This window comes from Variovorax sp. CF313, from assembly GCF_000282635.1.
Taxonomy (GTDB): Bacteria; Pseudomonadota; Gammaproteobacteria; order Burkholderiales; family Burkholderiaceae_C; genus Variovorax.
This window is the reverse complement of sequence record NZ_AKIW01000013.1, coordinates 1-22,313: the sequence shown is the minus strand read 5'-3', so window position 1 is coordinate 22,313 and position 22,313 is coordinate 1. Positions and strand designations below refer to the sequence as shown.

Here is a 22,313-nt window from a genome sequence, read left to right as displayed (position 1 = left end):
CAGGTTATGCGGCAAGCTCCATCGAGGCGTTCGCATCCAGCGGAAACACCGGCCGGCGCACCTTGCCGAAGGGGAACAGGCCGTAGTCCGAACTGGTCACACCCGGGCTGTCGCACTCCACCAGCGCGGCCGACAGCGGCTCGAACACCGGCCGGCAGTACATGCGCGACTTGAGCAGCAGGAAGCGTTCCCTGCGCGGATCGAGCCCCGCGCACTCGAAGACGCCGATGTCCCACGGCTCCTGCGTGCGCTCGGTCACCACGATGCGCGCGGCGCCGATGTCGAACAGCACCGTGCGGCCCATGCTGCTGCGCTGGCCGGTGTAGGTGGGGCCGGTGATCACGTACTCGCCGTTGCCGATGGTGCGCACGGTGCCCGTCAGGCGCACCGGCGTTTTCTTCAACCCGATGCCTTCCAGCGAGACCTTGTTGCCGAGTGCGACGGTCGCCTCCGCGCCCTCCCCCGCCGCGATCAGCTCGGCCACCGCTTCGGGGTCGCACAGCGGCCCCACGCCGATGCCGTGCAGCCCTTGCGCAAGCGCTTCCTGCAGCACGTCCATGGTGTCGCAGCTGCCGCCAGACATGCAGTTGTCGCCATGGTCGAGCAGCAGCACCGGACGGGTGGCTCCCTGGGCGATGAGCTTTGCGCGGGCCACCGACTGCGTGAGCGGCTCGCTGCGGTAGATGAAGGCTTCGCGCTCGCTCCACATCTGCATCGCGATGCGGTCGGCCGTGGCCTGCGCGCGTTCGGGCGATTGCGCGTCGACCACGATCACGCTCATGCACGGCGCCTCGATGTCCGACAGCGAGAAGCCCGCCAGGATCGACACCGCGAGCGACTCCGACGATTTCTCGGCTTCGCGCGCCGCCTCGATGGCGCGCTGCATCGCACCGGTGAACGAGGCGCTGCGCAGCGTGTGTGCCATCAGCGGCAGCCGGCGCCAACGCATCGCCGGCCTGCTGCGCCCGGCCAGCAGGTCGAACAGCAGGCGGCCGGCGTGCTCGCCGGTTTCGTACATGTCGATGTGCGGATAGGTCTTGAAGCCGACGATGACGTCCGCATTGCCGACCATCTCGGGCGTGACGTTGGCATGCAGGTCGAGCGCCACGCCGATGGGCACGCCCGGCGCCGCGGCGCGCAGGCGCACGAGCAGGTCGCCTTCGCCGTCGGCACTGTTCTGTGCGACCATCGCACCGTGCAGGTCGAGCAGTATGGCGTCGCAGCCCGGCGCCGCATCGACGATGCACTGCGTGAGCGTGGTGTAGGCCTGCGCGTCGACCGGCCCGCTCGGGTTGGCCGAGGCCGACACCGGCGTGACCAGCGTGGCGCCGGCCTGCTCCGCCAGGTCGATGAAGGCCGACATCGCCGTGCGCATGCCCTTGTTGTCCCGGTAGGCCTGCTCGCCGAAGGTCGGGCCGTCGGGGCCGAAAGCCGCGAGCGGCGTGGGCACGGGCGAGAAGGTGTTGGTCTCGTGGTTGAGACGCGCGATCAGCACCTTCATGACGACGCCACTCCCGCGCTTTGCAGCATGGCCTGCAGCAGCACGTTGCAGCCGGCCTCGAGGTGGTCGGGCTGCGCGTCCTCGATCTCGTTGTGGCTGATGCCGTCGAGGCAGGGCACGAAGATCATGGCCGTGGGGCAGACGCGCGCGAGGTACACGGCGTCGTGGCCGGCACCGCTGATCACGTTCATCCAGCTCATGCCCTGCGCCTGTGCGGCTTCGCGCACGGCGGACACGAGCTTGGGCGTGAAGGGCTGCGGCGGGAAGTAGACGACCTGTTCCACCGACATCTCGACCTTGCCCTTCGTCGCGATGCGCTGCACCGCTTCTTTCAGCTCGGCATCCATGGCCGACAGCACCACGTCGTCGGCCGCGCGCAGGTCCACGCTGAGCTTCACGCGGCCCGGGATCACGTTGCGCGAGTTCGGATAGTTGTCGATCCAGCCGACCGTGCCGCGCGCATGCGGCGCGTGCGCCAGCGCGATACGGTTGACCTCGATCACGAGCTCGGAGGCGGCCAGCAGCGCGTCCTTGCGCAGCTCCATCGGCGTGGGGCCGGCATGCGCTTCCATGCCCTGGACCACCACGTCGTACCAGCGCTGGCCCAGCGCCCCTTCGACCACGCCGATCACGCGCTCGTTGGCTTCGAGCACCGGGCCCTGTTCGATGTGCGCCTCGAAGTACGCGCCCACCGGCGACGCGGCCACCGAAGCAGCCGTGCTGCCTGCATAGCCGATGGCCGCAAGCGCGTCTGACACGCTCACGCCCTCGTGGTCGCGCTGCGCCAGCGCATGCTCGAGCGTGAAGGCGCCGACGAACACGCCGGAGCCCATCATCACGGGCACGAAGCGCGAGCCCTCCTCGTTGGTCCACACGGCCACTTCGAGCGGTGCTTCGGTTTCGATCTTCGCGTCGTTGAGGCTGCGGATCACCTCCAGCCCCGCGAGCACGCCATAGTTGCCGTCGAACTTGCCACCCGTGGGCTGCGTGTCGATGTGGCTGCCGGTGGTGATGGGCGGCAGCGCGTTGTTGCGGCCGGCGCGGCGCGCGAAGATGTTGCCGATGGCGTCCACGCGCACTTCGCAACCCGCTTCGCGCATCCAGCGCGTGAACAGGTCGCGGCCCTGGCGGTCGAGGTCGGTCAGCGCGATGCGGCAGACGCCGCCTTTCTCGGTGGCGCCGAGCTGCGCCAGTTCCATCAGCGAGTTCCAGAGCCGCTGGCCGTCGATGCGGAGTTCGGTGTGTGAGTTCATGGCTTTGCGATAAGGAAGAGTGTTGCGGGAAGCCTCAAGCAAGGCCCACGCCCAGATAGCGGTCTTTCACTTCATGGTCGGCCATGAAGTCGGCGTTGCCGGCCTCGTGCACGATCACGCCCTGCTCCACGATGTAGTGGCGGTCGGCCAGCTGCACGCAGACTTCGAGGTTCTGCTCGACCAGCAGGATGGCCACGCCGGCCGCCTTGATGGTCTTGAGTTGCGCGACGATCTCCTCGACGATCACCGGCGCCAGGCCTTCGACCGGCTCGTCGAGGATCAGCAGGCGCGGATGGTTCATGAGCGCGCGGCCGATGGCCAGCATCTGCTGCTCGCCGCCCGAAAGCTGCCCGCCGCCGTTGCGCCGCCGCTCCTTCAGCCGCGGAAAGATGCGGTAGATGTCGGCCAGCTGCCAGGGCGATTCGCGCCGCAGGCCGAGCAGCAGGTTTTCTTCCACCGTCAGCAGCTTGAAGATGCCGCGGTGCTCGGGCACCAGGCACACGCCGCGTGCGGCGATGCGGTGCGGCGGCATGTCCGCGATGTCCGCGCCCTGGAAGCGCACGCGCCCACCCGTGGGTGTGACCGCGCCGGCAATGCTCTTGAGCGTGGTCGACTTGCCCGCGCCGTTGCGGCCCAGCAGCGTGACCAGTTCGGCATCGCCAACGCGCATCGAAACGCCCTGCAGCACATGGCTCTTGCCGTAGTGGGCATGCAGCCCCTCGACTTCGAGGATGTTCCTTCCGCTCATGCCTTGCCCCCCGTGATCATGTTGCCGAGATAGGCCGTGCGCACGCGCGCATCGGAGCGGATGTCGCCCGGCAGCCCCTCGGCAAGCACGCGGCCCAGCTGCATCACGGTCACGGTGTCGGAGATGTCCATCACGATGTTCATGTTGTGCTCGATCAGCACCACGGTGTGCTGGTCGCGCAGGCCGCGGATCAGGTGCTTCATGTCGTCGAGGTCGTCGATGCCCATGCCCGAGGTCGGCTCGTCGAGGAAGATGGCCTTCGGCCTGGCGGCCAGCGCCATGCCCACTTCGAGGCGGCGCTGCTGGCCATGCGACAACTCGCTGGCCGGCGTGTTCGCCAGCCGTTCGAGCCCCACGCGCTGCAGCACCTCGTCCACCGTCTGCGTGCAGGCCAGTTCGCCGACCGGCGCGCACCAGCAGTTCATGGCCTGGCGCGGCGAAACGCCCTGCGCCGCCACGCGCAGGTTCTCGCGCACCGACAGGCTCAGGAACAGCGCCGTGACCTGGAACGAGCGCGCCATGCCGCGCTGCACGCGCCGGTGGTCGGGCTCGCGCGTCACGTCGTGGCCGTCGAACAGGATGCGGCCGCCCGTGGTGGTGCCGGTGCCCGTGAGCATGTGGAACAGCGTGGTCTTGCCCGCGCCGTTCGGGCCGATCACCGAGTGCACGGTATTGCGCCTGATCTTCAGGTCGACGCCGCCGAGTGCAGCGAACTTGCCGTAGTGCTTGGTGACGCCGACGGCTTCGATGAGGATGCCCGTCATGCTTTTTCTCCCAGGGCCGCAGGCACTTTGGCGCCAGGCGATGTCTTGCGGAAGATGCGGCGCCACGCGCCCTCGCCCAGCCCCCAGAGCCCGCGCTGCATGCCGATGCTCACGCCGATCAGCAGCAAGCCCAGCAACAACAGCCAGCGCGGCCACAGCGTGGAGAGCCAGTCGGCCAGCAGCACATAGAAGGCCGAGCCCAGCACCGAGGCGAACAGGTTGCCGGTGCCGCCGATCACGGTAATGACCAGGATCATCTCGCTGGTGTGGTACTCGGCGTTCGACAGCGGCGCGATGCCGGTCATCATCGCGTGCAGCCCGCCCGCAAGGCCGGTGACGGCGCCCGAGATCACGAAGGCCAGCAGCTTGAAGCGCTTGAGGTCGTAGCCCACGGCGGCGGCCCGGTCCTCGTTGTCGCGGATGGCCAGCAGCGTGCGGCCGAAGATCGAATCGGTCACGCGCAGCAGCAGCCCGAACGCGATCAGGAAGATCACCGCGACGAAGGCGTAGTACTTCCACGGTGTGTCCATGAAACCGGGGCGCGGCACGTCGAGCAGGCCGTTGTCGCCGCCCGTGAGGTCAGTCGCGGTGTAGGCGATGAAATAGAACATCTGCGCGAAGGCCAGCGTGAGCATCACGAAGTAGGTGCCGCGCTGGCGGATGGCGACCCAGCCGACCAGCGCCGCGCCAAGCGCGCCTATGGCCACGGCCGCCAGCAGGGCGAGCGGCATCGGCAGGTGCAGGCGCGTGAGCAGGATCGCGATGGTGTAGCTGCCCAGCCCGAAGAAGATGCCCTGCCCGAAGGACAGCAGCCCCGTATAGCCCAGCAGCAGGTTGCAACCCAGGGCCGCGAGTGCATAGATCAGCACCTCGCTCGCGAGCGAGCCCGAGCGCAGAACCAGCGGCAGGCCCAGCGCGGCGGTCAGTGCCAGAAGGAAAGTGATTTTTCTCGGCATGGCGTTCATCCTTTTCGGCCGAGCAGGCCATGCGGGCGCAGCAGCAGCACGGCCGCCATCGCGATGTAGATCATCAGGCTCGCCCCCGGCGGCCAGATGGTGCTCATGAGGCTTTGCACGATGCCGATGAGCAGCCCGCCCACGAGCGCGCCGCCGAAGCTGCCGAGCCCGCCGATCACCACCACCACGAAGGCGACGCTCAGCGCCTCGACGCCCATGAAGGGCTCGGCCCCGCGGATCGGCGCGGCCAGCACGCCAGCCAGCGCCGCCGTGGCTGCACCCAGTGCGAACACCAGGCTGAACACGCGGAACACGTTGATGCCGAGCAGCGACACCATCTCGGTCGATTCGCTGCCCGCGCGCACCGCGCTGCCCAGGCGCGTGCCTTCGAGCACCCACCACAGCAGCACCGCGAGCACGGCGGTGAAGCCGATCACGAACAGCCGGTACTTGGGATAGACGAAGGCGCCCCACATGACCACGCCCTGCAGCAGGTCGGGCGTGGCCACGCTGTTGCCCAGCGGGCCCCAGAACACGATCACGATCTCCTGCACCGCGAGCGCCAGGCCCACCGTCACGAGGATGTGGAACTCGTGCGCCTTGGCGTACACGCGGCGCAGCAGCAGCTTCTCGGCCAGCCAGCCCAGCGCGCCCACGGCGAGCGGCACCACAACCAGCGCGACCCAGAAATCCAGGCCCCACTGCATGGCCTGGTAGCACAGGTAGGCTCCGAGCAGATAGAAAGCGCCGTGTGCAAAGTTCACGAAGCGAAGCAGGCCGAACACGATGGACAAGCCAACGGCCAGCAGGAAATACAGCATGCCGATGCCGATTCCGTTGATGGTCTGGAGCAGGTAGACGGTCATGGGCTCGTTGGCTTGCGTTGCGTCAGGCCAGCTTGCAGCCGCTCTTGTCGATCGGGAGGAACGACTTGCCGGAACTCACCACGTCGACATAGTCCGCTGCATCCTTCATCTTCGACTTGGCCTTGCCCTTGAGCAGGTAGTAGTCCTTGACGACCTGATGGTCGGCCTTGCGGATTTCTTCCGTGCCCGTGAGGCCATCGAACTTCATGCCTTCGAGCGCGGCGATGACGGCCTTCTGGTCCACCGAGCCCGCCTTCACGATGCCGTCGATCAGGATCTTGGTGCAGATGTACGAGCCCGCCAGGCTGTAGTTGGGCACGATCTTGAGCTTGTCGGCCGTGCGCTTCACGAGGTCCTTGTTGAGCGCGGTGTCGGCCGTGTGCCAGTACTGCGCACCGAAGTACACGCCGTCGCACAGGTCGGCGCCCAGCTCGTCGAACTGCTCGAGCCCCGAGGCCCAGGCGATGAGGATCGTCATGTTCTTGTGCATGCCGAAGCTCACTGCCTGGCGCAGCGCGGCCGACGACTGCGCACCGAAGTTCAGCAGCAGCAGCACGTCGGGCTTGGCCGCCATGGCGTTGGTGAGGTAGCCGCTGAACTCCTTCTCGTTGAGCGAGTGGTAGCTGTTGCCCACGTGCTCGATGCCCTTCTCCTGGAAGATGTTCTTGGCCGCGCCCAGCAGGCCCTCGCCGAACACGTACTGCGGCGTGATGGTGTACCAGCGCTTGGCCTTGGGCATCGACGCGATCAGCGGGCGCACGGTTTGCTCGATGGCGCCGAAGGTGGGCACCGACCAGCGGAAGGTGGCGGGGTTGCAGTCCTTGCCGGTGATCTCGTCGGCGCCCGCGGTGGTGATGAACAGGCCGCCGGCCTTCTCGGCCTCCTTGCCCATGGCCAGCGCTTCGGACGACAGGATGCCGCCCGCGAAGAACTTCGCGCCCTGCTGCTGCGAGGCTTCCTGCACCTTGCGCACGGCGGTCGCCGGCTTGCCTTCGGTGTCGAGCACCGTGTAGGCCAGCGGACGCTTCAGCACGCTGCCGTATTGCTCGATGGCCAGCTTCATGCCCAGGTCGGCGAACTTGCCATTGGCAGCGAACGCGCCCGACATGGGCACCGGGCAGCCGAAACGGATCGCATCGGCCGATTGGGCGAAGGCGGCGCGACCGGCCAGGAGCGAGGCGGGAGCGGCCGAGAGGGCGGCGAGTTGAAGAAGTTGTCTGCGTTGCATGGAGGAACTCCGGTCGTAGTGAAGGGGAGAAAAGAGGCTAGGGAGAGCAGGCGCCGGCAAATTTAAGCGGATAAATAGGATTAATATGCTGGTAAAAACCCGCTAGCAAGCCCTGTGCCCAAAACCAGACCACCCCTCTGCATCACGCCGTTTAAGATCGCGCGCTGTTGCGCATCCCGCGCATCTCCCGATGGGCATGGAGCGTTTCAATGAGAGTGGGAGAGAACCGTCCCAAGCGGCAGAAGCTCTCGGACGTCATCGTCGAGGACGTCAAGCGCTGGATCGTGGCGGAGCGCAAGCAGCCCGGCGACCGGCTACCGAACGAGAAGGAATTGATCGAGCTCTTCGGCTATTCGAAGAGCACGGTGCGCGAGGCACTGAAGGCGCTGGAGGTGCGCGGGCTCATCGCCATCCGCACCGGCCCCGGCGGCGGCGCGTACCTGCAGCAGGTGTCGGTCGAGCATGCCTCGGAGCCGCTGCGCAACTTCCTGCACTTCCATCACCTCGACGGACATCACATCTACCAGCTGCGCAAGGTGCTGGAGCCCGAGCTGGCGGTGAGCGTAATCGGCAAGCTGACGCCCGCGCAGTTCGAACGGCTCGAAGAAAACGTGCGCCTCTGCACCATCGAGCCCACCAACGAGGACGAATTGCGCACGCAGCGCGAAGCCGAACTGGCCTTTCACACCATGCTGGCCGAGGCCTGCCCCAATCCGGTGCTGTCCTTCATGTGCCGCTTCCTGAACGACCTGCTGCGCGACCTCGTGGTCTATAAGAAGGCGCTGGACCATCACCACTTCGGCGAGACGAACGTCGACTACCACACGCAACTGCTGGCCGCCTACCGGCGCGAAGATGCCGACGAAGTGCGGCGCCTGATGACCGAACACATGGTCGATGCCGAACAGCACATGCACGAGATGGAGGCGCACATCGGGGCGAAGCATCTGTTGCTGCCGAGCGGGCAGCGTTAAATTTTTCAGGGCGCGTACACGGGCCGCCGGGTACTCCCCTCCGCGAATGTCCCCCGCCCTTCGGCCTCCTCCTTTGGCTTGTGCCGGCCTATCAACCAGTGCTCTGAACGATCCCGCGCCGCTTCAGGCATGGGCCTTTTCCAGACACGCCTGAAACGCCAATACCGCCCGTGACGGTTTCGGCGACCGCCGCAGCAGGCTCACGAACCGGCACGCGTAATTGAAGCGCGCCGGCAGCACCGCCTTCATGAGCCCGCGCTGCTCGAACGCCTGCGCATAGTGGTCGGGCAGGAAGCCGAGGAAGCGCCCCGAGAGGATCAGCGTCGCAATCGCCTCCTGGTCGAAGCCGGTGGCCTTGCGCGACAGCTTGGCGCGGTGGCTCAGCTCCATGTTGGGCGAGTGGTAGCCCAGCCCCGCGAAATGATGCGCGCCAAGCTTCGACCAGGTGAGCTTGGCATGCGGGCTGTCGAACAGCGGATGGCCCCTGCCGCAGTAAAGCAGCATCGTCTCGTCGAACAGGTCCGCATACACGAGGCTCTTCGAAGTGCGGTGCGCCGGGATGATGCCGATCTGGAAGTTGCCCTCCAGCACGCCCTGCTCGATCGCGTTGATCGAACCCACATGCACCGCCAGGCTCACCTCCGGCGCGATCTCGGTGAAGCGCGCGATTGCCTCGCCGATGCGCGCCTTCGGGTTGGTCGCGGTCTTGTCGAACAAGGCCACGTCCAGTTGTCCGCCCATGCGGTTGTGGATGTCGTCGATGCTTCCGCGGAAGGCATCGACCGAGGCCAACAGCCGCAGCGTCTCGTCGTACACGCGCTGCCCCTCGGCCGTGAGCGCGAAGCCCGCCCGGCCGCGCCGGCACAGCACCAGGCCGAGCCGCGTTTCCAGGTCTTTCACATGGCGGCTCACGGTGGAGGTGCCAATGTTCAGCTCCAGTTCGGCCGCGGCCATGCCGCCGCAATCGACCACGCTCTTGAACACCTTGAGCAGGCGCAGGTCCATGTCGCTGAGCTGCCCCAGAACGGCGCGGCTGCGGGTGCTCTGGGCACTGTTCTGGGCCTTCTCTTTTACTTGCATGAATTGTCAAGTGAACATTGATATTGCGCCATTCTCCACACTGAAGGCTCTGCGAACAATCGGCACATCCCATCACCCCCGGAGCCCGCCCCGTGCGGGAAGCGCCATGACCCTCGCCACGCCCGTCATCGAACCGACGCCCGCCCTGCGCACCGACGCCGCCTGGCTCGACGCGCACTGGATGCCCTACACCGGCAACCGCAACTTCAAGGCCGATCCGCGGATCATCGTGGAGGCCAAGGGCGCCTACTTCACCGACGCCGACGGCCGCAAGATCTTCGACGGCCTCTCGGGCCTGTGGTGCTCGGGCCTCGGCCACGGCCGCCCCGAGATCACCGAAGCGGTGAGCCGCCAGATCGCGAAGCTCGACTACTCGCCCGCCTTCCAGTTCGGCCACCCGCTCTCGTTCGAGCTGGCCAACAAGATCAAGGAGCTCACGCCCGCCGGCCTCGACTACGTGTTCTTCACCGGCTCGGGCTCCGAAGCCGCCGACACCTCGCTGAAGATGGCGCGTGCCTACTGGCGCACCAAGGGCCAGGCAAGCAAGACGCGCCTGATCGGCCGCGAGAAGGGCTACCACGGCGTCAACTTCGGCGGCATCTCGGTCGGCGGCATCGCGGCCAACCGCAAGCTGTTCGGCCAGGGCGTCGAGGCCGACCACCTGCCGCACACGCAGCTCGCATCGAACGCCTTCACGCGCGGCATGGCCGAGAACGGCGCCGAGCTGGCCGACCGCCTGCTCGACCTGATCGCGCTGCACGACGCCTCGAACATCGCGGCCGTGATCGTCGAACCCTTCGCGGGCTCGGCCGGCGTGGTGATTCCGCCCAAGGGCTACCTGAAGCGCCTGCGCGACATCTGCACCGCGAACAACATCCTGCTGATCTTCGACGAGGTCATCACCGGCTTCGGCCGCTGCGGCGCGCTCACGGGCGCCGAAGCCTTCGGCGTGACGCCCGACATCATGAACATCGCCAAGCAGGTCACCAACGGCGCACAGCCGATGGGCGCGGTGGTCGCCAACAAAGAGATCTACGACACCTTCATGGCCGCCGGCGGCCCCGACTACATGCTCGAGTTCCCGCACGGCTACACCTACGGCGCACACCCGGTGGCCTGCGCCGCGGGCATCGCCGCGCTCGACGTGCTGCAGAAGGAAGACATGATCGGCCGCGTGCAGGCGCTGGCGCCGCACTTCGAGAACGCGGTGCACAGCCTCAAGGGCAGCAAGCACGTCGCCGACATCCGCAACTACGGCCTCGCCGCGGGCATCACCATTGCCGCGCTGCCGGGCGAACCCGCGCGCCGTCCGTACGAGATCGCGATGAACTGCTGGAAGAAGGGCTTCTACGTGCGCTACGGCGGCGACACGATCCAGCTCGCGCCACCTTTCATTGCGGAGAAGGCGGAGATCGATCGCATGGTCAACGCACTGGCCGACGCGCTGGCCGAGACGGCCTGATCGGAGGCCGGGTCCTACAGGCGGCGCGCCGGCCGCCTTCCAATAATCGGCGCAATGACGGCATTGCGCAGCGATATCCCCGCCCGCCTCGACCGCCTGCCGTGGTCGCGCTGGCATTGGCGCGTGGTGATCGCACTGGGCGTGGCCTGGGTGCTCGACGGGCTCGAAGTCACGCTCGTGGGCTCCATCGGCGCGGTGCTGGAACGGCCCGACACGCTCGGGCTCACGGCCGGCGAGATCGGCCTCTCGGGCTCGGTGTACGTGGCAGGTGCGGTGCTCGGCGCCCTGCTCTTCGGGCGGCTCACCGACCGGCTCGGACGCAAGAAGCTGTTTCTCGTCACGCTGGTGGTCTACACCATCGGCACGCTGGCCACCGCGTTCTCTCCCGACTTCGCCTTCTTCGCGCTGTGCCGCTTCGTCACGGGGCTTGGCATCGGCGGCGAATACGCGGCCATCAATTCGGCCATCGACGAGCTGATTCCGGCGCGCGTGCGCGGGCGCGTCAACCTCGCGATCAACGGCAGCTTCTGGATCGGCGCGGCGCTGGGCGCGGCGCTGAGCCTCGTGCTGCTCGACGCGCGCGTGATCGGCCCGGTGTGGGGCTGGCGCGCAGGCTTCGCGCTGGGCGCGGTGCTGGCTGTGGCGATCCTGCTGGTGCGGCGCCACGTTCCAGAGAGCCCGCGCTGGCTCGTTGCGCACGGGCGGGCCGATGAAGCCAGGCGCATCGTCGAGCGAATCGAGGCCGAGGTCGAGGCGCAGCACGGACCGCTGCCCGCGCCGCAAGGCCATGTGAACTACACGGCCGCGCGCCCCAACAGCCCGCCGATGCGGGAAGTGGCGCGCGTGCTGCTCAGGCGCTATCCGCAGCGCAGCGTGGTCGCGCTGGCGCTGATGATCTCGCAGGCCTTCTTCTACAACGCGATCTTCTTCACCTATGCGCTGGTTCTCACGCGCTTCTATGGGGTGCCCGAAGGCGACGTGGCGCTCTACATCTTTCCGTTCGCGCTGGGCAACGTGCTCGGGCCGCTGCTGCTGGGGCCGCTGTTCGACAGCGTGGGGCGGCGCCGGATGATCGCGCTGACCTATGTGCTCGCGGGCGTCGGCCTCGCGCTCACGGGCTGGGCTTTCATGATGGGCTGGCTCGATGCGCGCAGCCAGGCGCTGTGCTGGTCGGCGGTGTTCTTCCTGGCTTCGGCGGCGGCGAGCTCGGCGTATCTCACGGTGAGCGAGGTGTTTCCGCTCGAGATGCGGGCCATCGCCATCGCGATCTTCTATGCGGTCGGCATGGGCGCGGGCGGCTTCGCTGCGCCGCTGCTGTTCGGCCTGCTGATCGAGACCGGCAGCCGGGGTGCGGTGATGGTGGGCTACGGCATCGGGGCGGCGCTGGTCATCGTCGCGGGGCTGCTGGCCCTGCGCCATGCGGTCGACGCAGAGCGCAAGCCGCTGGAGGAGGTGGCACCGCCGCTGTCGTCCGAAGCCGGCGGCGAACGCTGACCATCAGTCTCTACAGCGCGCAGGTGCGAAAGCCGAAGAAGCCGTCGTCGCGATGAGGCAGCGCAAAGCCGCGGCGGCGCGGCGAACGCAGGCGCGCACGCGTCGCGAACGAAGCCCCGCGCAGCACGCGCGCGCGGCCGAAGGCTGCCGCGGGATCGAATTCGCCTCCCGCGCTCCATGGGTCGGGCCGGTAGCCCGGCCACGGCTGCAGGGTGCCCGCCGTCCATTCATGCACGTCGGCCCAACGGAAGCCGCGCCGCGCGGCCGTGTGCGCCGCGATCTCCCATTCGACCTCGGTCGCGATGCGACGTCCGGCCCAGCGTGCCCAGGCATCGGCCTCCCACCAGCTCAGGTGCACCGCGCTGTGGTGGCCGGCCGCGCGCACCGTCGCGCCGAAGCGCTGCTGCAGCACCGAACCGCCGGTGCCGCTGCGTGCTCCGCCGATCTGTTCGACGTGGCGAGGCCCGCGTCGGCCCTCGACCTGCGCGGCAAGCCAGCGCCAGCCTTCGCCGTGCCACAGCTCCTCGCGGTCGTAGCCGCCGTCATCGACGAATTCGATGTACTGGTTCCAGGTGACGGGCTGTGCGTCGATCTCGAACTCGGGCACGTCGACGCGATACGCTCCTCGCTCCTGCGCGAAGGCGAAGCCGCTCTCGGGCATGCCCAGCTCCCAGCGCGTGGCCGGCAGCAGCAGCGGCTCGCGCGTGACGGCGATGGGCGCCTGCTCGAAGCCCAGCGGCAGCCCCAGCGTCTGCGCCATCACCACGAACTGCTCGCCGCGCAGGTCTTCGTGGAACAGCGCGAGGCGATAGAAATACAGGCCGGCATCGGTCTCGGCCGCGTTGTCGAGCAGCTCGAGAGTGCTCTCCAGCGTTTCGAGCAGGTAGGCCTTGGTCTGCGCGAGGTCCGGCAGGTCGGGCGTCCAGCGCCGCTGCGGCGCACTCTGCGCGGGATTCCACCAGCCGTCGGCACCAGGGTCGATGGCCGCAAGGCGCGTGGGCCGCACCGGACAGTCGGCCCCGAAAGCGCGCTGGGTGTTGCGCCCGATCCACCATTCGGCGAACCAGCCGATGTGGCCGGCCAGCCAGACCGGCGGCAGCACGCCCTCTTCCTCGAGCATCGGCGGCGCGGCAAGCGCCTCGGCGCCCAGCACCTGCTCGTACAGCGACAGCAGGTGCAGCGTGTGGTTGCGCGCATCGATCAGCGCCAGGGACAACAGCTCCCGGCCGGCGCGGCACATGTCAGGAGAATCGATCGAATGGGGCAGGCCCATGGCGCCCGAAGGCGTCGAAGGCGGAAGGCGCGAAGACATGGGCGATTATGGCGACCGGGGCGTCCCCCCACGTCCCGGCCGAGACCCGTATTCCGGGTAAACCCCGCCCCCCGCGTCAAGGCAATACAAAGGTTCACCGAGGTAACATCTCGGGCTTTGCGCGGCCCCCACCAGGGGCAGGCGTTTCACCTTTGGGCTTCGCGGGAGACACCCCCTTGTCTGCATTCCTCAAATTCGCGACCGGCATGGACTGGGTCAGCGAAAAGCTCGGCAAGATCGCCGGCTACGCCGTTCTGGCGGCCTCGCTGATTTCAGCCGGCAATGCGCTCATCCGCTACGGCCTGGACTTCAGCAAGAACTCCTGGCTCGAAATCCAGTGGTACCTTTTCGCAGCCACCGTGATGCTCGGGGCACCTGTCGTGCTGCGCTTCAACGAGCATGTGCGCGTGGACATCATCTACGGCAAGCTCAAGGGCCACGGCCCGGTGTATGTCGACCTGTTCGGCCTCATCTTCTTCCTGCTGCCGGTGATGGGCCTGTTCACCTACCTCACCTGGCCCTTCTTCTGGAACATGTGGATCACGGGCGAGATGTCGGGCAACATCGGCGGCCTGGTCCGCTGGCCCGCCGCGCTGCTGATGCCCGTGGGCTTCGCCGCGATGTTCCTGCAGGGCATTGCGGAAATCATCAAGCGCATTGCCTACCTGCGCGGCCTGATCACGATGGACACGCACTACGAGAAGCCGGTGCAGTGACGAGCGCCCTGCGCCCCCTTCCGGCCTCGCCCTCTCCCGCACCGCAGGACAAGTAGAAATGCACATGGAAAATTTCGCCCCGATCATGTTCGCGGGGCTCGTGGTGATCATGCTGATCGGCTTCCCGGTCGCGTTCTCGCTCTCGGCCCTCGGCCTGATCTGCGGCTTCTTCGCCATCGAGATGGGCTGGTTTCCGGCCGGCTTCATGGCCAACCTGCCGCTGAACGTCTTCGGCATCCTGGCGAACGAAACGCTGCTCGCGATCCCGTTCTTCACCCTGATGGGAGCGGTACTGGAGAAATGCGGATTGGCCGAGGACATGCTCGACTCGATGGGCCAGCTCTTCGGCCCCGTGCGCGGCGGCCTCGGCTACTCGGTGATCATCGTGGGCTTCATCCTCGGCGCCATCACCGGCACGGTGGCCGGCCAGGTGATCGCCATGGCGATGATCTCGCTGCCGATCATGATGCGCTACGGCTACGACATGCGCTACTCGACCGGCGTGCTCGCCGCCTCGGGCACCATCACGCAGCTGGTGCCGCCCTCGCTGGTGCTGATCGTCATGGCCGACCAACTCGGCACCGACGTGGGCCAGATGTACAAGGGCGCCTGGGGTCCGTCGATCCTGCAGGTTCTGATCTTCGCGATCTACACCTTCATGGTCGGCCGCATCCGCCCGCACTTCGTGCCGGGCCTGCCAACCAGCGCGCGCACACTGAACGGCTGGGCGCTGTGGGGCAAGTGCCTGCGCGGCATCATTCCCTCGGCCATCCTGATCTTCGCGGTGCTCGGTTCGATGGGCGGCCTGCCGTTCATGGACAAGGCCATCGCCACGCCGACCGAGGCCGGTGCGATGGGCGCGGTGGGCTCGCTCATCCTCGCGCTGATCCATCGCCGCCTGAACTGGGAACTGCTGAAGGGCGCGATGGAAGGCACCATGCGCCTCACGGCGATGGTGGTGTTCATCCTGATCGGCTCGCGCGTGTTCTCGCTGGTGTTCCAGGGCGTCGACGGCGCCAAGTGGATCGAGCACATGCTGTCGGGCCTGCCGGGTGGCCAGGTGGGCTTCCTGATCGCGGTGAACTTCTTCGTCTTCTTCCTCGCGTTCTTCCTCGACTTCTTCGAGATCGCATTCATCATCCTGCCGCTGCTGGGCCCCGTGGCCCACAAGCTGGGCATCGACATGGTGTGGTTCGGCGTGCTGCTGTGCGTGAACATGCAGACCTCGTTCATGCACCCGCCGTTCGGCTTCGCGCTCTTCTACTTGCGGGGCATCGCGGACACGCTGTTCAAGAACGGGGCGCTGCCCAAGAAGGTGGACTCGCGCGACATCTATCTCGGCGCCGTGCCGTGGGTGCTGATGCAGCTGCTGCTGGTGGCCATCGTGATCTTCTTCCCGCAGACGGTCACCGTGTTCCTCGAGAAGGAAAAGGTCGTCGACATCGACAAGGTCAACCTCGACATGCCGGTGGACGAGCAGGCCAACTCGCCCGACAACAACAACGGCGTGAACATGGAAGACCCGTTCGGCAACGAGAAGAAGACGCCGGAAGAAACGCCGGCACCGCCGCCGGCTTCCGGCGAAGCCACCAAGCCGTGAGCATCGGCGACGGCAGCAGCAGCGCCCCGCTGGAGAGCCCGGCCTTCCCGCCGCTGCTGCGCACGCTGGCGGTGGTGCTGGTGGTCGACCTCTTCGCATTCGCGATCTGGAGCCTTCCGTCGCTGCGCGCGGCCGAGTGGACGACCGGCGCACTGGTGGTGATGGGCATCGCCGCGCTGTGCGTGGTGTGGGTCGGCTACTGGATCGTCTACAGCCGCACGCGGCTCGAAGGCGATGTGCTGGTGCAGACCTGGCTATGGGACAAGCGCGTGAGCGCGCAGGACGTGGCGCAGCTCAAGCTCGTGCACATCCGCATGCTCGAACGCGTGATCGCGCCGCGGCTGCTGGTGCGGCGGCGCATGGGCGGTATCACATGGTTCCATGCGTCGGACCCCGCGGTGCTGATCGCATTCGGCGAACGCGTTGCGCAGCGCACGATGCCTTCTCCAACGGCGCCTGAGGCGGGCGCACGGTAAGGCTGTTTCCTTCGTTCGGGGCGTGTGCCCAGGCCACCCGGTACTCCCCTCCGCGAATGTCCCCCGTCGGCGTGATCGCGCCCCGAACAGCGCTCCATCCGCCACAAATAAAAAAGCCCCGCCAGACCCGGCAGGGCTTCGAAGTGTTCGCCGACGAACCGCTTACAGCTTCTGCTGCTGCATGAAGCGGTCGAACGTGCCTTCCGTGTAGCGGAACCAGGCGTTCTGGTCAGCCAGGAATTTCGACCAGTCGCTGTAGATCTTCTTCCACTCGGGGTTGCTGTTGTTCAGGTCCGAGTAGATCTGCTGGGCCGACTTGAAGGCGGCGCTCATCACGTCCTGCGAGAACGGGCGCAGCTTGGTGCCCGAGCCTACGAGCTGCTTCAGCGCGATAGGGTTCTTGGCGTCGTACTTGGCCGTCATCGTGATGTTGGCGTGCGCGGCAGCAGCCTCGACGACCGCCTTGTAGTCGGCCGACAGGCCTTCCCATGCCTTGGTGTTGATGTAGAAGTCGAGCTCGGGGCCGCCTTCCCACCAGCCGGGGTAGTAGTAGAACGGGGCGATCTTGTTGAAGCCCAGCTTCTGGTCGTCGTACGGGCCGACCCATTCAAGGCCGTCCAGCGTGCCCTTTTCGAGCGCCGGGTACAGGTCGGCACCAGGGATCGATTGCGGGATCACGCCGAAGGGCTCGAGCACCTTGCCTGCGAACGGGTTGGTGCGGAACTTCAGGCCCTTCAGGTCGGCAACCGACTTGATTTCCTTGCGGAACCAGCCGCCCATCTGCGCGCCCGTGTTGCCGCCCGGCAGGTTGATGATGTTGTACTTGGCGTAGAACGCACGCATCAGCTTCAGGCCGTTGCCTTCGTACATCCATGCGTTCTGCTGGCGGGTATTCATGCCGAAAGGCACGGCGCAGCCGAGGCAGAAGGTCGGGTCCTTGCCGTAGAAGTAGTACGGGGCCGTGTGGGCCATTTCGACCGAGGCGTTCTGCACGCCGTCGACCACGCCGAACGCGGGCATCAGCTCGCCACCCGCGTGCACGGAAATCTGGAACTTGCCGCCCGTCATGTCGCTGACGCTCTTCGCGAACACTTCGGCGGTGCCGAAGATGGTGTCCAGCGACTTGGGAAAACTCGACGCCAGGCGCCAGCGAACGGTGGCCTGCGCGTGAACCGCGGGTGCGATGCCGGCAGCCAGAACGCCCGCGATGCCGGCGTTTTTGATGAGGGAACGACGATCCATTGATAGCTCTCCGAGTTCTTGGAATAAAACAAAACGCGGCTTGTGGCCGCGTTGGGGACTGTGTAAGTCTTCTTGATTGTAAAAACGCGCTTACAGGGCTCGGCGGGGGTTTACCCTGCGCCCGAAATGAAGCGCTCGCGGATCGAGGCTTCGATGCCGGGCGCGTCGAGCCCGATGCTCGCCAGCAGCTTCGCCGGATCGCCGTGTTCGATGAAGCGGTCGGGCAAGCCGAGCTGCAGCACCGGCTTCTGGATGTTGGCAGCCTGCAGCGCCTCGAGCACCGCACTGCCCGCGCCGCCCATGGTGGCGCCCTCTTCCAGCGTGACGATGGCGTCGTGCGTGCCCGCGACCTTCAGCAGCAGTTCGACATCGAGCGGCTTGGCCCAGCGCATGTTGACCACCGTGGCGTCGAGCGGCTCGGCCGCAGCAAGCGCGGGATACAGCAGCGTGCCGAACGCGAGGATGGCGATGCGCCTGCCTTCGCGGCGGATCTCGCCCTTGCCGAAGGGCAAGGCCTCGAGCGTGAGATGCGGCGCAGCGCCGGCGCCCGCTCCGCGCGGATAGCGCACGGCCACCGGATGGTTCTGCTCGTAGGCGCTGGTCAGCAGCTGGCGGCATTCGCGCTCGTCGGCCGGGCAGGCAATGCTCATGTTCGGAATGCAGCGCAGGAACGGAATGTCGTACGCGCCCGCGTGCGTGGCGCCGTCCGCGCCCACGAGGCCCGCGCGGTCGAGCGCGAACACCACCGGCAGGTTCTGGATCGCCACGTCGTGGATCAGCTGGTCGTACGCGCGCTGCAGGAAGGTCGAGTAGATCGCGACCACAGGCTTGAGCCCCTCGCAGGCCAGGCCGGCCGCGAAGGTCACGGCGTGCTGTTCGGCGATGCCGACGTCGTAGTAGCGGTCGGGGAAGCGCTTCTCGAACTCCACGAGTCCCGAGCCTTCGCGCATCGCGGGCGTGATGCCCACCAGCCGGCCATCGGCGGCGGCGGTGTCGCACAGCCACTGGCCGAACACCTGGGTGAATGTCTGCTTCACCACCGCAGCGGACTTGACCAGCCCCACCTGCGGATCGAACTTGCCGGGGCCGTGGTAGGCGACAGGATCGGCCTCCGCGAGCTTGTAGCCCTGCCCCTTCTTCGTGACCACGTGCAGAAACTGCGGGCCCTCGAGGTGCTTGAGGTTCTCGAGCGTGGGCACCAGCGAGTCGAGGTCGTGGCCGTCGATCGGGCCCACGTAGTTGAAGCCGAACTGCTCGAACAGAGTGGCCGGCACGACCATGCCCTTGGCATGCTGCTCCAGCCGCTTGGCCAGCTCGAACAGCGGCGGCGCGTTGCGCAGCACGCTCTTGCCGACGCTCTTGGCCGCGGCGTAGAAGTTGCCGCTCATCAGCTGCGCGAGGTAGCGGTTGAGCGCGCCCACGGGCGGGCTGATCGACATGTCGTTGTCGTTCAGGATGACGAGCAGCTTGCAGTCGCACACGCCCGCGTTGTTCAGCGCCTCGAAGGCCATGCCGGCCGTGAGCGCGCCGTCGCCGATGATGGCCACGGCATGGCGGTCTTCGCCCTTCTGCTTGGCGGCCATGGCCATGCCGAGCGCGGCCGAGATGCTGGTCGACGAATGGGCGGTGCCGAAGGTGTCGTACTCGCTCTCGGTGCGCTGAGGAAAGCCCGAGATGCCGCCGATCTGCCTGAGCGTAGGCATGCGCTCACGCCGGCCCGTGAGGATCTTGTGCGGATAGGTCTGGTGGCCCACGTCCCACACCAGCCGGTCGTGCGGCGTGTTGAACACGTGGTGCAGCGCGACGGTGAGTTCGACCGTGCCGAGGTTGGAGCTCAGGTGGCCGCCGGTGCGCGAGACGTTGTCGAGCACGCAGGCGCGCACCTCGTCGGACAGTTGGCGCAGCTGGGCCCGGTCGTATTTGCGGATCGGCGAGGGGTCGTGGAGTGTGGGAAGCAGCGGAGCCATGGGAAGGTTTGTACTTTTCTCTCAGCGATCGCGATCGACCACCATGTGGGCCAAAGCGCGCAGCGCTGCGGTGTCGGGCAGGCCGCTGCGGGCCAGCGCGGCCAGCGCGTCGGCCAGCAGCTGGCGGGCCTGGGCGCGCGCGCCGTCGAGGCCCAGAAGGGACACGTAGGTGGGCTTGTCGGCAGCGGCATCCTTGCCGGCGGTCTTGCCCAGGGTGTGCGAGTCGGCCGTGACGTCGAGGATGTCGTCGACCACCTGGAACGCCAGTCCGATGGCCGCGCCATAGTCGCGCAGCGCGGCCAGTGCCGAGCCGGCGAGGGAGCCGCAGGCAGCACCCATCTCGACGCTGCCCTGCAGCAGCGCGCCGGTCTTCAGGCGGTGCATTTCGCGCAGCTGTGCTTCATTCAATGCAATGCCGACGCTCGCCAGGTCGATGGCCTGGCCGCCGGCCATGCCCTGGCTGCCCGCGGCCCGGGCAAGCAGTCGGCACAGCTGGGCCTGGGTGGCAGCGGGAATCTCGTCGCCGTCGGGCGTGAGCAGTTCGAAGGCCAGGGCCTGCAGCGCATCGCCGGCCAGCAGGGCATCGGCCTCGCCGAATTTCACGTGCACGGTGGGCTTGCCGCGGCGCAGCACGTCGTTGTCCATGCACGGCAAGTCGTCGTGCACCAGCGAATAGGCGTGGATCAGCTCGGTGGCGCAGGCCGCGCGCAGGGCGGCGGCCTGGTTGCCGCCGACGGCCTCGCTGGCCGCGAGCACCAGCAAGGGCCGCAGGCGCTTGCCGCCATCGAGTACGGCGTAGCGCATGGCATCGCCCAGCAGTACGGGCGCATCGACGCCGACCCAGCGCGACAAGGCCGCTTCGACGTTCGCCAGATGGGGGTCGCTCCAGCCGGCGAGCGTGCGGGCGTCCCAATGGCTGGAATTCAGCGCGGCGGCGCTCATTCAGGCGTCCAGACCTTGAGGCTGCCCGAATCGAGCACCTTGATCTGGTCTTCGACCGCCTGCAGCTTGTCGCGGCAGAAAGCGAGCAGCGCCGCACCTCGCTGGTAGCTCACGAGCAGCTGGTCGAGGGGCAGCTGGCCCGATTCGAGTTCCGCCACCAGTTGCTCCAGTTCCTGGAGTCCGGCTTCGTAACTGGCAGGCAGCGGGCCGGTATCGGGCGTTGCCGCCGGGCTGGACGAGGAAGGGGGAGGCACCTTGGGCATGCAAGCGAAACGTGGGTGAAACCGGGCATTTTAGGACTGGGAGCAGAACAACCGTGCGGCCGTCCCTCCAGACGAGCCGCGCCCACCCTCGAGCGGTGCCCGATTGCACGCGGCCAAGCCGGGTGAAGAGCCGGGGGACAAAAAATGCCCCCCGGGTACAATGCGAACTTCTCTCGTTGGCGACGTCAACACACTCTTCGGGCCGTCGAGCCTCCCGGACGGCGCCTTTCCGTTCTTTCCTTTTTTTCTCCCTGTGGGGAGCTTGGTCAGGTCCTCCATGTCTGATTTAAGTCTTCAACTGCAGCAGGCCGCGAGCCAACTTCCAGTTTCCGCGTATTTCGACGAGGCACTCTATGCCCGCGAAATGCAGAACCTTTTTTCGCGAGGGCCCCGCTATGTCGGCCATCGCCTGGCCGTGCCCGAAATGGGCGACTTCCACACCTTGCCGCAGGAGCACCAGGGCCGTGCGCTGGTTCACACACCCAAGGGCGTGGAGCTGATATCCAACGTCTGCCGCCACCGCCAGGCCCTGATCCTCCAGGGCCGGGGCCGGCTCGACAACCAGGCCGGCGGCAACATCGTCTGCCCGCTGCACCGCTGGACCTACGCCGCGAGCGATTCGCGCACCACCGGCACGCTGATCGGCGCCCCGCATTTCGAGCAGGACCCCTGCCTGAACCTGCACAACTACCCGCTGACCGAATGGAACGGCCTTCTGTTCGAGAAGAACCCGGATGGCTCAGGCCCTGACGTGGCGGCTGACATGGCCGGCCTCGGGCCGCAGGCCGATCTCGATTTCAGCGGCTATGCGCTCGACCGCGTCGAACTGCACGAGTGCAACTACAACTGGAAGACCTTCATCGAGGTCTACCTCGAGGACTACCACGTTGGCCCGTTCCATCCGGGACTGGGCAGCTTCGTCACCTGCGACGACCTGCGCTGGGAGTTCAAGCCCCGCTATTCGGTGCAGACGGTGGGCGTGGCCAACCGCCTGGGCCGCGCGGGCAGCCCGATCTACCAGAAGTGGCAGGAGCAGCTGCTCAAGTACCGCGACGGCAAGCCGCCGAAGTACGGCGCCATCTGGCTCACCTACTACCCGCATGTGATGGTCGAGTGGTATCCGCACGTGCTCACGGTGTCTACCCTGCACCCGGTGAGCCCGACGAAGACGCTCAACATGGTCGAATTCTTCTATCCCGAGGAAATCGTCGCGTTCGAGCGCGAGTTCGTCGAAGCCCAGCAGGCCGCCTACATGGAAACCTGCGTGGAAGACGACGAGATCGCCGAGCGCATGGACGCCGGCCGCCGCGCGCTGATGCTGCGCGGCGACAACGAAACGGGCCCTTACCAGAGCCCGATGGAAGACGGCATGCAGCAGTTCCACGAGTGGTATCGCAGCGCGATGCAGAACGCCTGAGTCGATGACAGCCGCATCGACGGGTGTGATGGAAACACCGCGGAACCGGCTT

Annotated in this window: 20 protein-coding genes; 7 read left to right on the top strand and 13 right to left on the bottom strand. The window is 67.0% G+C overall.

Annotated elements, in window-relative coordinates; translation table 11 throughout:
- Positions 1-4: 4 nt before the first annotated feature.
- From PMI12_RS03835 to PMI12_RS03805, 7 genes are read right to left on the bottom strand one after another with little or no spacing between them, the layout of a single operon-like run.
- Entirely contained in the window at positions 5-1,501 is a 1,497-nt protein-coding gene (locus tag PMI12_RS03835) for a M81 family metallopeptidase (RefSeq protein WP_007829321.1), read from the bottom strand.
- The gene (locus tag PMI12_RS03830) at positions 1,498-2,754 is read right to left on the bottom strand and encodes a Zn-dependent hydrolase (RefSeq protein ID WP_007829319.1); all 1,257 of its coding nucleotides are present in this window, start codon (positions 2,752-2,754) and stop codon (positions 1,498-1,500) included. The genes PMI12_RS03835 and PMI12_RS03830 overlap by 4 nt, the downstream gene beginning before the upstream one ends.
- Before the next feature lie 34 nt (positions 2,755-2,788).
- Positions 2,789-3,502 (bottom strand): ABC transporter ATP-binding protein, encoded by a 714-nt coding sequence (locus PMI12_RS03825; protein WP_007829318.1) that lies wholly within the window; start codon positions 3,500-3,502, stop codon positions 2,789-2,791.
- Complete coding sequence (locus PMI12_RS03820; protein WP_007829317.1) at positions 3,499-4,266, bottom strand: ABC transporter ATP-binding protein; 768 nt, start codon at positions 4,264-4,266, stop codon at positions 3,499-3,501. The genes PMI12_RS03825 and PMI12_RS03820 overlap by 4 nt, the downstream gene beginning before the upstream one ends.
- Positions 4,263-5,222 (bottom strand): branched-chain amino acid ABC transporter permease, encoded by a 960-nt coding sequence (locus tag PMI12_RS03815; protein ID WP_007829316.1) that lies wholly within the window; start codon positions 5,220-5,222, stop codon positions 4,263-4,265. The genes PMI12_RS03820 and PMI12_RS03815 overlap by 4 nt, the downstream gene beginning before the upstream one ends.
- Positions 5,223-5,227: 5 nt before the next feature.
- Positions 5,228-6,088 (bottom strand): branched-chain amino acid ABC transporter permease, encoded by an 861-nt coding sequence (locus PMI12_RS03810; protein WP_007829315.1) that lies wholly within the window; start codon positions 6,086-6,088, stop codon positions 5,228-5,230.
- Between the two features lie 22 nt (positions 6,089-6,110).
- Entirely contained in the window at positions 6,111-7,316 is a 1,206-nt protein-coding gene (locus PMI12_RS03805) for an ABC transporter substrate-binding protein (protein WP_007829314.1), read from the bottom strand.
- Positions 7,317-7,525: 209 nt separating this feature from the next.
- Between PMI12_RS03805 and PMI12_RS03800 the strand changes: the two genes are divergently transcribed.
- Positions 7,526-8,290: a FadR/GntR family transcriptional regulator gene (locus PMI12_RS03800; protein ID WP_007829313.1), complete on the top strand. Its 765-nt coding sequence runs from the start codon at positions 7,526-7,528 to the stop codon at positions 8,288-8,290.
- A 123-nt stretch (positions 8,291-8,413) separates the two neighbouring features.
- Here PMI12_RS03800 and PMI12_RS03795 read toward each other — a convergent pair whose 3' ends face one another.
- Complete coding sequence (locus PMI12_RS03795; RefSeq protein ID WP_007829312.1) at positions 8,414-9,370, bottom strand: LysR family transcriptional regulator; 957 nt, start codon at positions 9,368-9,370, stop codon at positions 8,414-8,416.
- A gap of 106 nt (positions 9,371-9,476) precedes the next feature.
- On the opposite strand from PMI12_RS03795, the gene PMI12_RS03790 reads away from it, so the two are divergent.
- Together PMI12_RS03790 and PMI12_RS03785 are read left to right on the top strand one after the other, a co-directional pair.
- Positions 9,477-10,832 (top strand): aspartate aminotransferase family protein, encoded by a 1,356-nt coding sequence (locus PMI12_RS03790; RefSeq protein WP_007829311.1) that lies wholly within the window; start codon positions 9,477-9,479, stop codon positions 10,830-10,832.
- Between the two features lie 54 nt (positions 10,833-10,886).
- Positions 10,887-12,326, top strand: coding sequence for an MFS transporter (locus PMI12_RS03785; RefSeq protein WP_007829310.1), 1,440 nt, complete (start codon positions 10,887-10,889; stop codon positions 12,324-12,326).
- A 10-nt stretch (positions 12,327-12,336) separates the two neighbouring features.
- Here PMI12_RS03785 and PMI12_RS03780 read toward each other — a convergent pair whose 3' ends face one another.
- Positions 12,337-13,638 (bottom strand): SUMF1/EgtB/PvdO family nonheme iron enzyme, encoded by a 1,302-nt coding sequence (locus PMI12_RS03780; protein WP_081502614.1) that lies wholly within the window; start codon positions 13,636-13,638, stop codon positions 12,337-12,339.
- Between the two features lie 176 nt (positions 13,639-13,814).
- Here PMI12_RS03780 and PMI12_RS03775 point away from each other — a divergent pair, with 176 nt between their 5' ends.
- The 3 genes from PMI12_RS03775 to PMI12_RS03765 are packed head-to-tail and all read left to right on the top strand — an operon-like array spanning position 13,815 to position 16,430.
- Positions 13,815-14,354, top strand: coding sequence for a TRAP transporter small permease subunit (locus tag PMI12_RS03775; RefSeq protein WP_007829308.1), 540 nt, complete (start codon positions 13,815-13,817; stop codon positions 14,352-14,354).
- A 58-nt stretch (positions 14,355-14,412) separates the two neighbouring features.
- On the top strand, positions 14,413-15,954 hold the full coding sequence (locus PMI12_RS03770) for a TRAP transporter large permease (protein WP_007829307.1): 1,542 nt from the start codon (positions 14,413-14,415) through the stop codon (positions 15,952-15,954).
- Positions 15,951-16,430: a hypothetical protein gene (locus tag PMI12_RS03765; protein WP_007829305.1), complete on the top strand. Its 480-nt coding sequence runs from the start codon at positions 15,951-15,953 to the stop codon at positions 16,428-16,430. The genes PMI12_RS03770 and PMI12_RS03765 overlap by 4 nt, the downstream gene beginning before the upstream one ends.
- A gap of 162 nt (positions 16,431-16,592) precedes the next feature.
- Here PMI12_RS03765 and PMI12_RS03760 read toward each other — a convergent pair whose 3' ends face one another.
- The 4 genes from PMI12_RS03760 to xseB all read right to left on the bottom strand — a co-directional run bounded on the left by PMI12_RS03760 (position 16,593) and on the right by xseB (position 20,844).
- Entirely contained in the window at positions 16,593-17,672 is a 1,080-nt protein-coding gene (locus tag PMI12_RS03760; protein WP_007829291.1) for a TRAP transporter substrate-binding protein, read from the bottom strand.
- A gap of 110 nt (positions 17,673-17,782) precedes the next feature.
- On the bottom strand, positions 17,783-19,639 hold the full coding sequence (gene dxs, locus PMI12_RS03755) for a 1-deoxy-D-xylulose-5-phosphate synthase (RefSeq protein ID WP_007829285.1): 1,857 nt from the start codon (positions 19,637-19,639) through the stop codon (positions 17,783-17,785).
- 21 nt (positions 19,640-19,660) lie between these two features.
- Positions 19,661-20,581 carry a polyprenyl synthetase family protein gene (locus PMI12_RS03750; RefSeq protein ID WP_007829284.1) on the bottom strand — a complete coding sequence of 307 codons (921 nt, stop codon included), beginning with the start codon at positions 20,579-20,581 and terminating at the stop codon, positions 19,661-19,663.
- A complete protein-coding gene (xseB, locus tag PMI12_RS03745) occupies positions 20,578-20,844 on the bottom strand; it encodes an exodeoxyribonuclease VII small subunit (RefSeq protein WP_007829283.1) in 267 nt (88 codons plus the stop codon). Before xseB ends, PMI12_RS03750 begins: the two co-directional genes overlap by 4 nt.
- A 277-nt stretch (positions 20,845-21,121) precedes the next feature.
- Here xseB and PMI12_RS03740 point away from each other — a divergent pair, with 277 nt between their 5' ends.
- Positions 21,122-22,261 (top strand): aromatic ring-hydroxylating oxygenase subunit alpha, encoded by a 1,140-nt coding sequence (locus PMI12_RS03740; protein ID WP_007829282.1) that lies wholly within the window; start codon positions 21,122-21,124, stop codon positions 22,259-22,261.
- Positions 22,262-22,313 lie beyond the last annotated feature (52 nt).

What these genes read in the sequence shown, in the direction of transcription:
- PMI12_RS03835 (WP_007829321.1), bottom strand. Translation starts at nt 1,501, where the DNA reads ATGAAGGTGCTGATCGCGCGTCTCAACCACGAGACCAACACCTTCTCG.
- PMI12_RS03830 (WP_007829319.1), bottom strand. Translation starts at nt 2,754, where the DNA reads ATGAACTCACACACCGAACTCCGCATCGACGGCCAGCGGCTCTGGAAC.
- PMI12_RS03825 (WP_007829318.1), bottom strand. Translation starts at nt 3,502, where the DNA reads ATGAGCGGAAGGAACATCCTCGAAGTCGAGGGGCTGCATGCCCACTAC.
- PMI12_RS03820 (WP_007829317.1), bottom strand. Translation starts at nt 4,266, where the DNA reads ATGACGGGCATCCTCATCGAAGCCGTCGGCGTCACCAAGCACTACGGC.
- PMI12_RS03815 (WP_007829316.1), bottom strand. Translation starts at nt 5,222, where the DNA reads ATGCCGAGAAAAATCACTTTCCTTCTGGCACTGACCGCCGCGCTGGGC.
- PMI12_RS03810 (WP_007829315.1), bottom strand. Translation starts at nt 6,088, where the DNA reads ATGACCGTCTACCTGCTCCAGACCATCAACGGAATCGGCATCGGCATG.
- PMI12_RS03805 (WP_007829314.1), bottom strand. Translation starts at nt 7,316, where the DNA reads ATGCAACGCAGACAACTTCTTCAACTCGCCGCCCTCTCGGCCGCTCCC.
- PMI12_RS03800 (WP_007829313.1), top strand. Translation starts at nt 7,526, where the DNA reads ATGAGAGTGGGAGAGAACCGTCCCAAGCGGCAGAAGCTCTCGGACGTC.
- PMI12_RS03795 (WP_007829312.1), bottom strand. Translation starts at nt 9,370, where the DNA reads ATGCAAGTAAAAGAGAAGGCCCAGAACAGTGCCCAGAGCACCCGCAGC.
- PMI12_RS03790 (WP_007829311.1), top strand. Translation starts at nt 9,477, where the DNA reads ATGACCCTCGCCACGCCCGTCATCGAACCGACGCCCGCCCTGCGCACC.
- PMI12_RS03785 (WP_007829310.1), top strand. Translation starts at nt 10,887, where the DNA reads ATGACGGCATTGCGCAGCGATATCCCCGCCCGCCTCGACCGCCTGCCG.
- PMI12_RS03780 (WP_081502614.1), bottom strand. Translation starts at nt 13,638, where the DNA reads ATGTCTTCGCGCCTTCCGCCTTCGACGCCTTCGGGCGCCATGGGCCTG.
- PMI12_RS03770 (WP_007829307.1), top strand. Translation starts at nt 14,413, where the DNA reads ATGCACATGGAAAATTTCGCCCCGATCATGTTCGCGGGGCTCGTGGTG.
- PMI12_RS03760 (WP_007829291.1), bottom strand. Translation starts at nt 17,672, where the DNA reads ATGGATCGTCGTTCCCTCATCAAAAACGCCGGCATCGCGGGCGTTCTG.
- dxs (WP_007829285.1), bottom strand. Translation starts at nt 19,639, where the DNA reads ATGGCTCCGCTGCTTCCCACACTCCACGACCCCTCGCCGATCCGCAAA.
- PMI12_RS03750 (WP_007829284.1), bottom strand. Translation starts at nt 20,581, where the DNA reads ATGAGCGCCGCCGCGCTGAATTCCAGCCATTGGGACGCCCGCACGCTC.
- xseB (WP_007829283.1), bottom strand. Translation starts at nt 20,844, where the DNA reads ATGCCCAAGGTGCCTCCCCCTTCCTCGTCCAGCCCGGCGGCAACGCCC.
- PMI12_RS03740 (WP_007829282.1), top strand. Translation starts at nt 21,122, where the DNA reads ATGTCTGATTTAAGTCTTCAACTGCAGCAGGCCGCGAGCCAACTTCCA.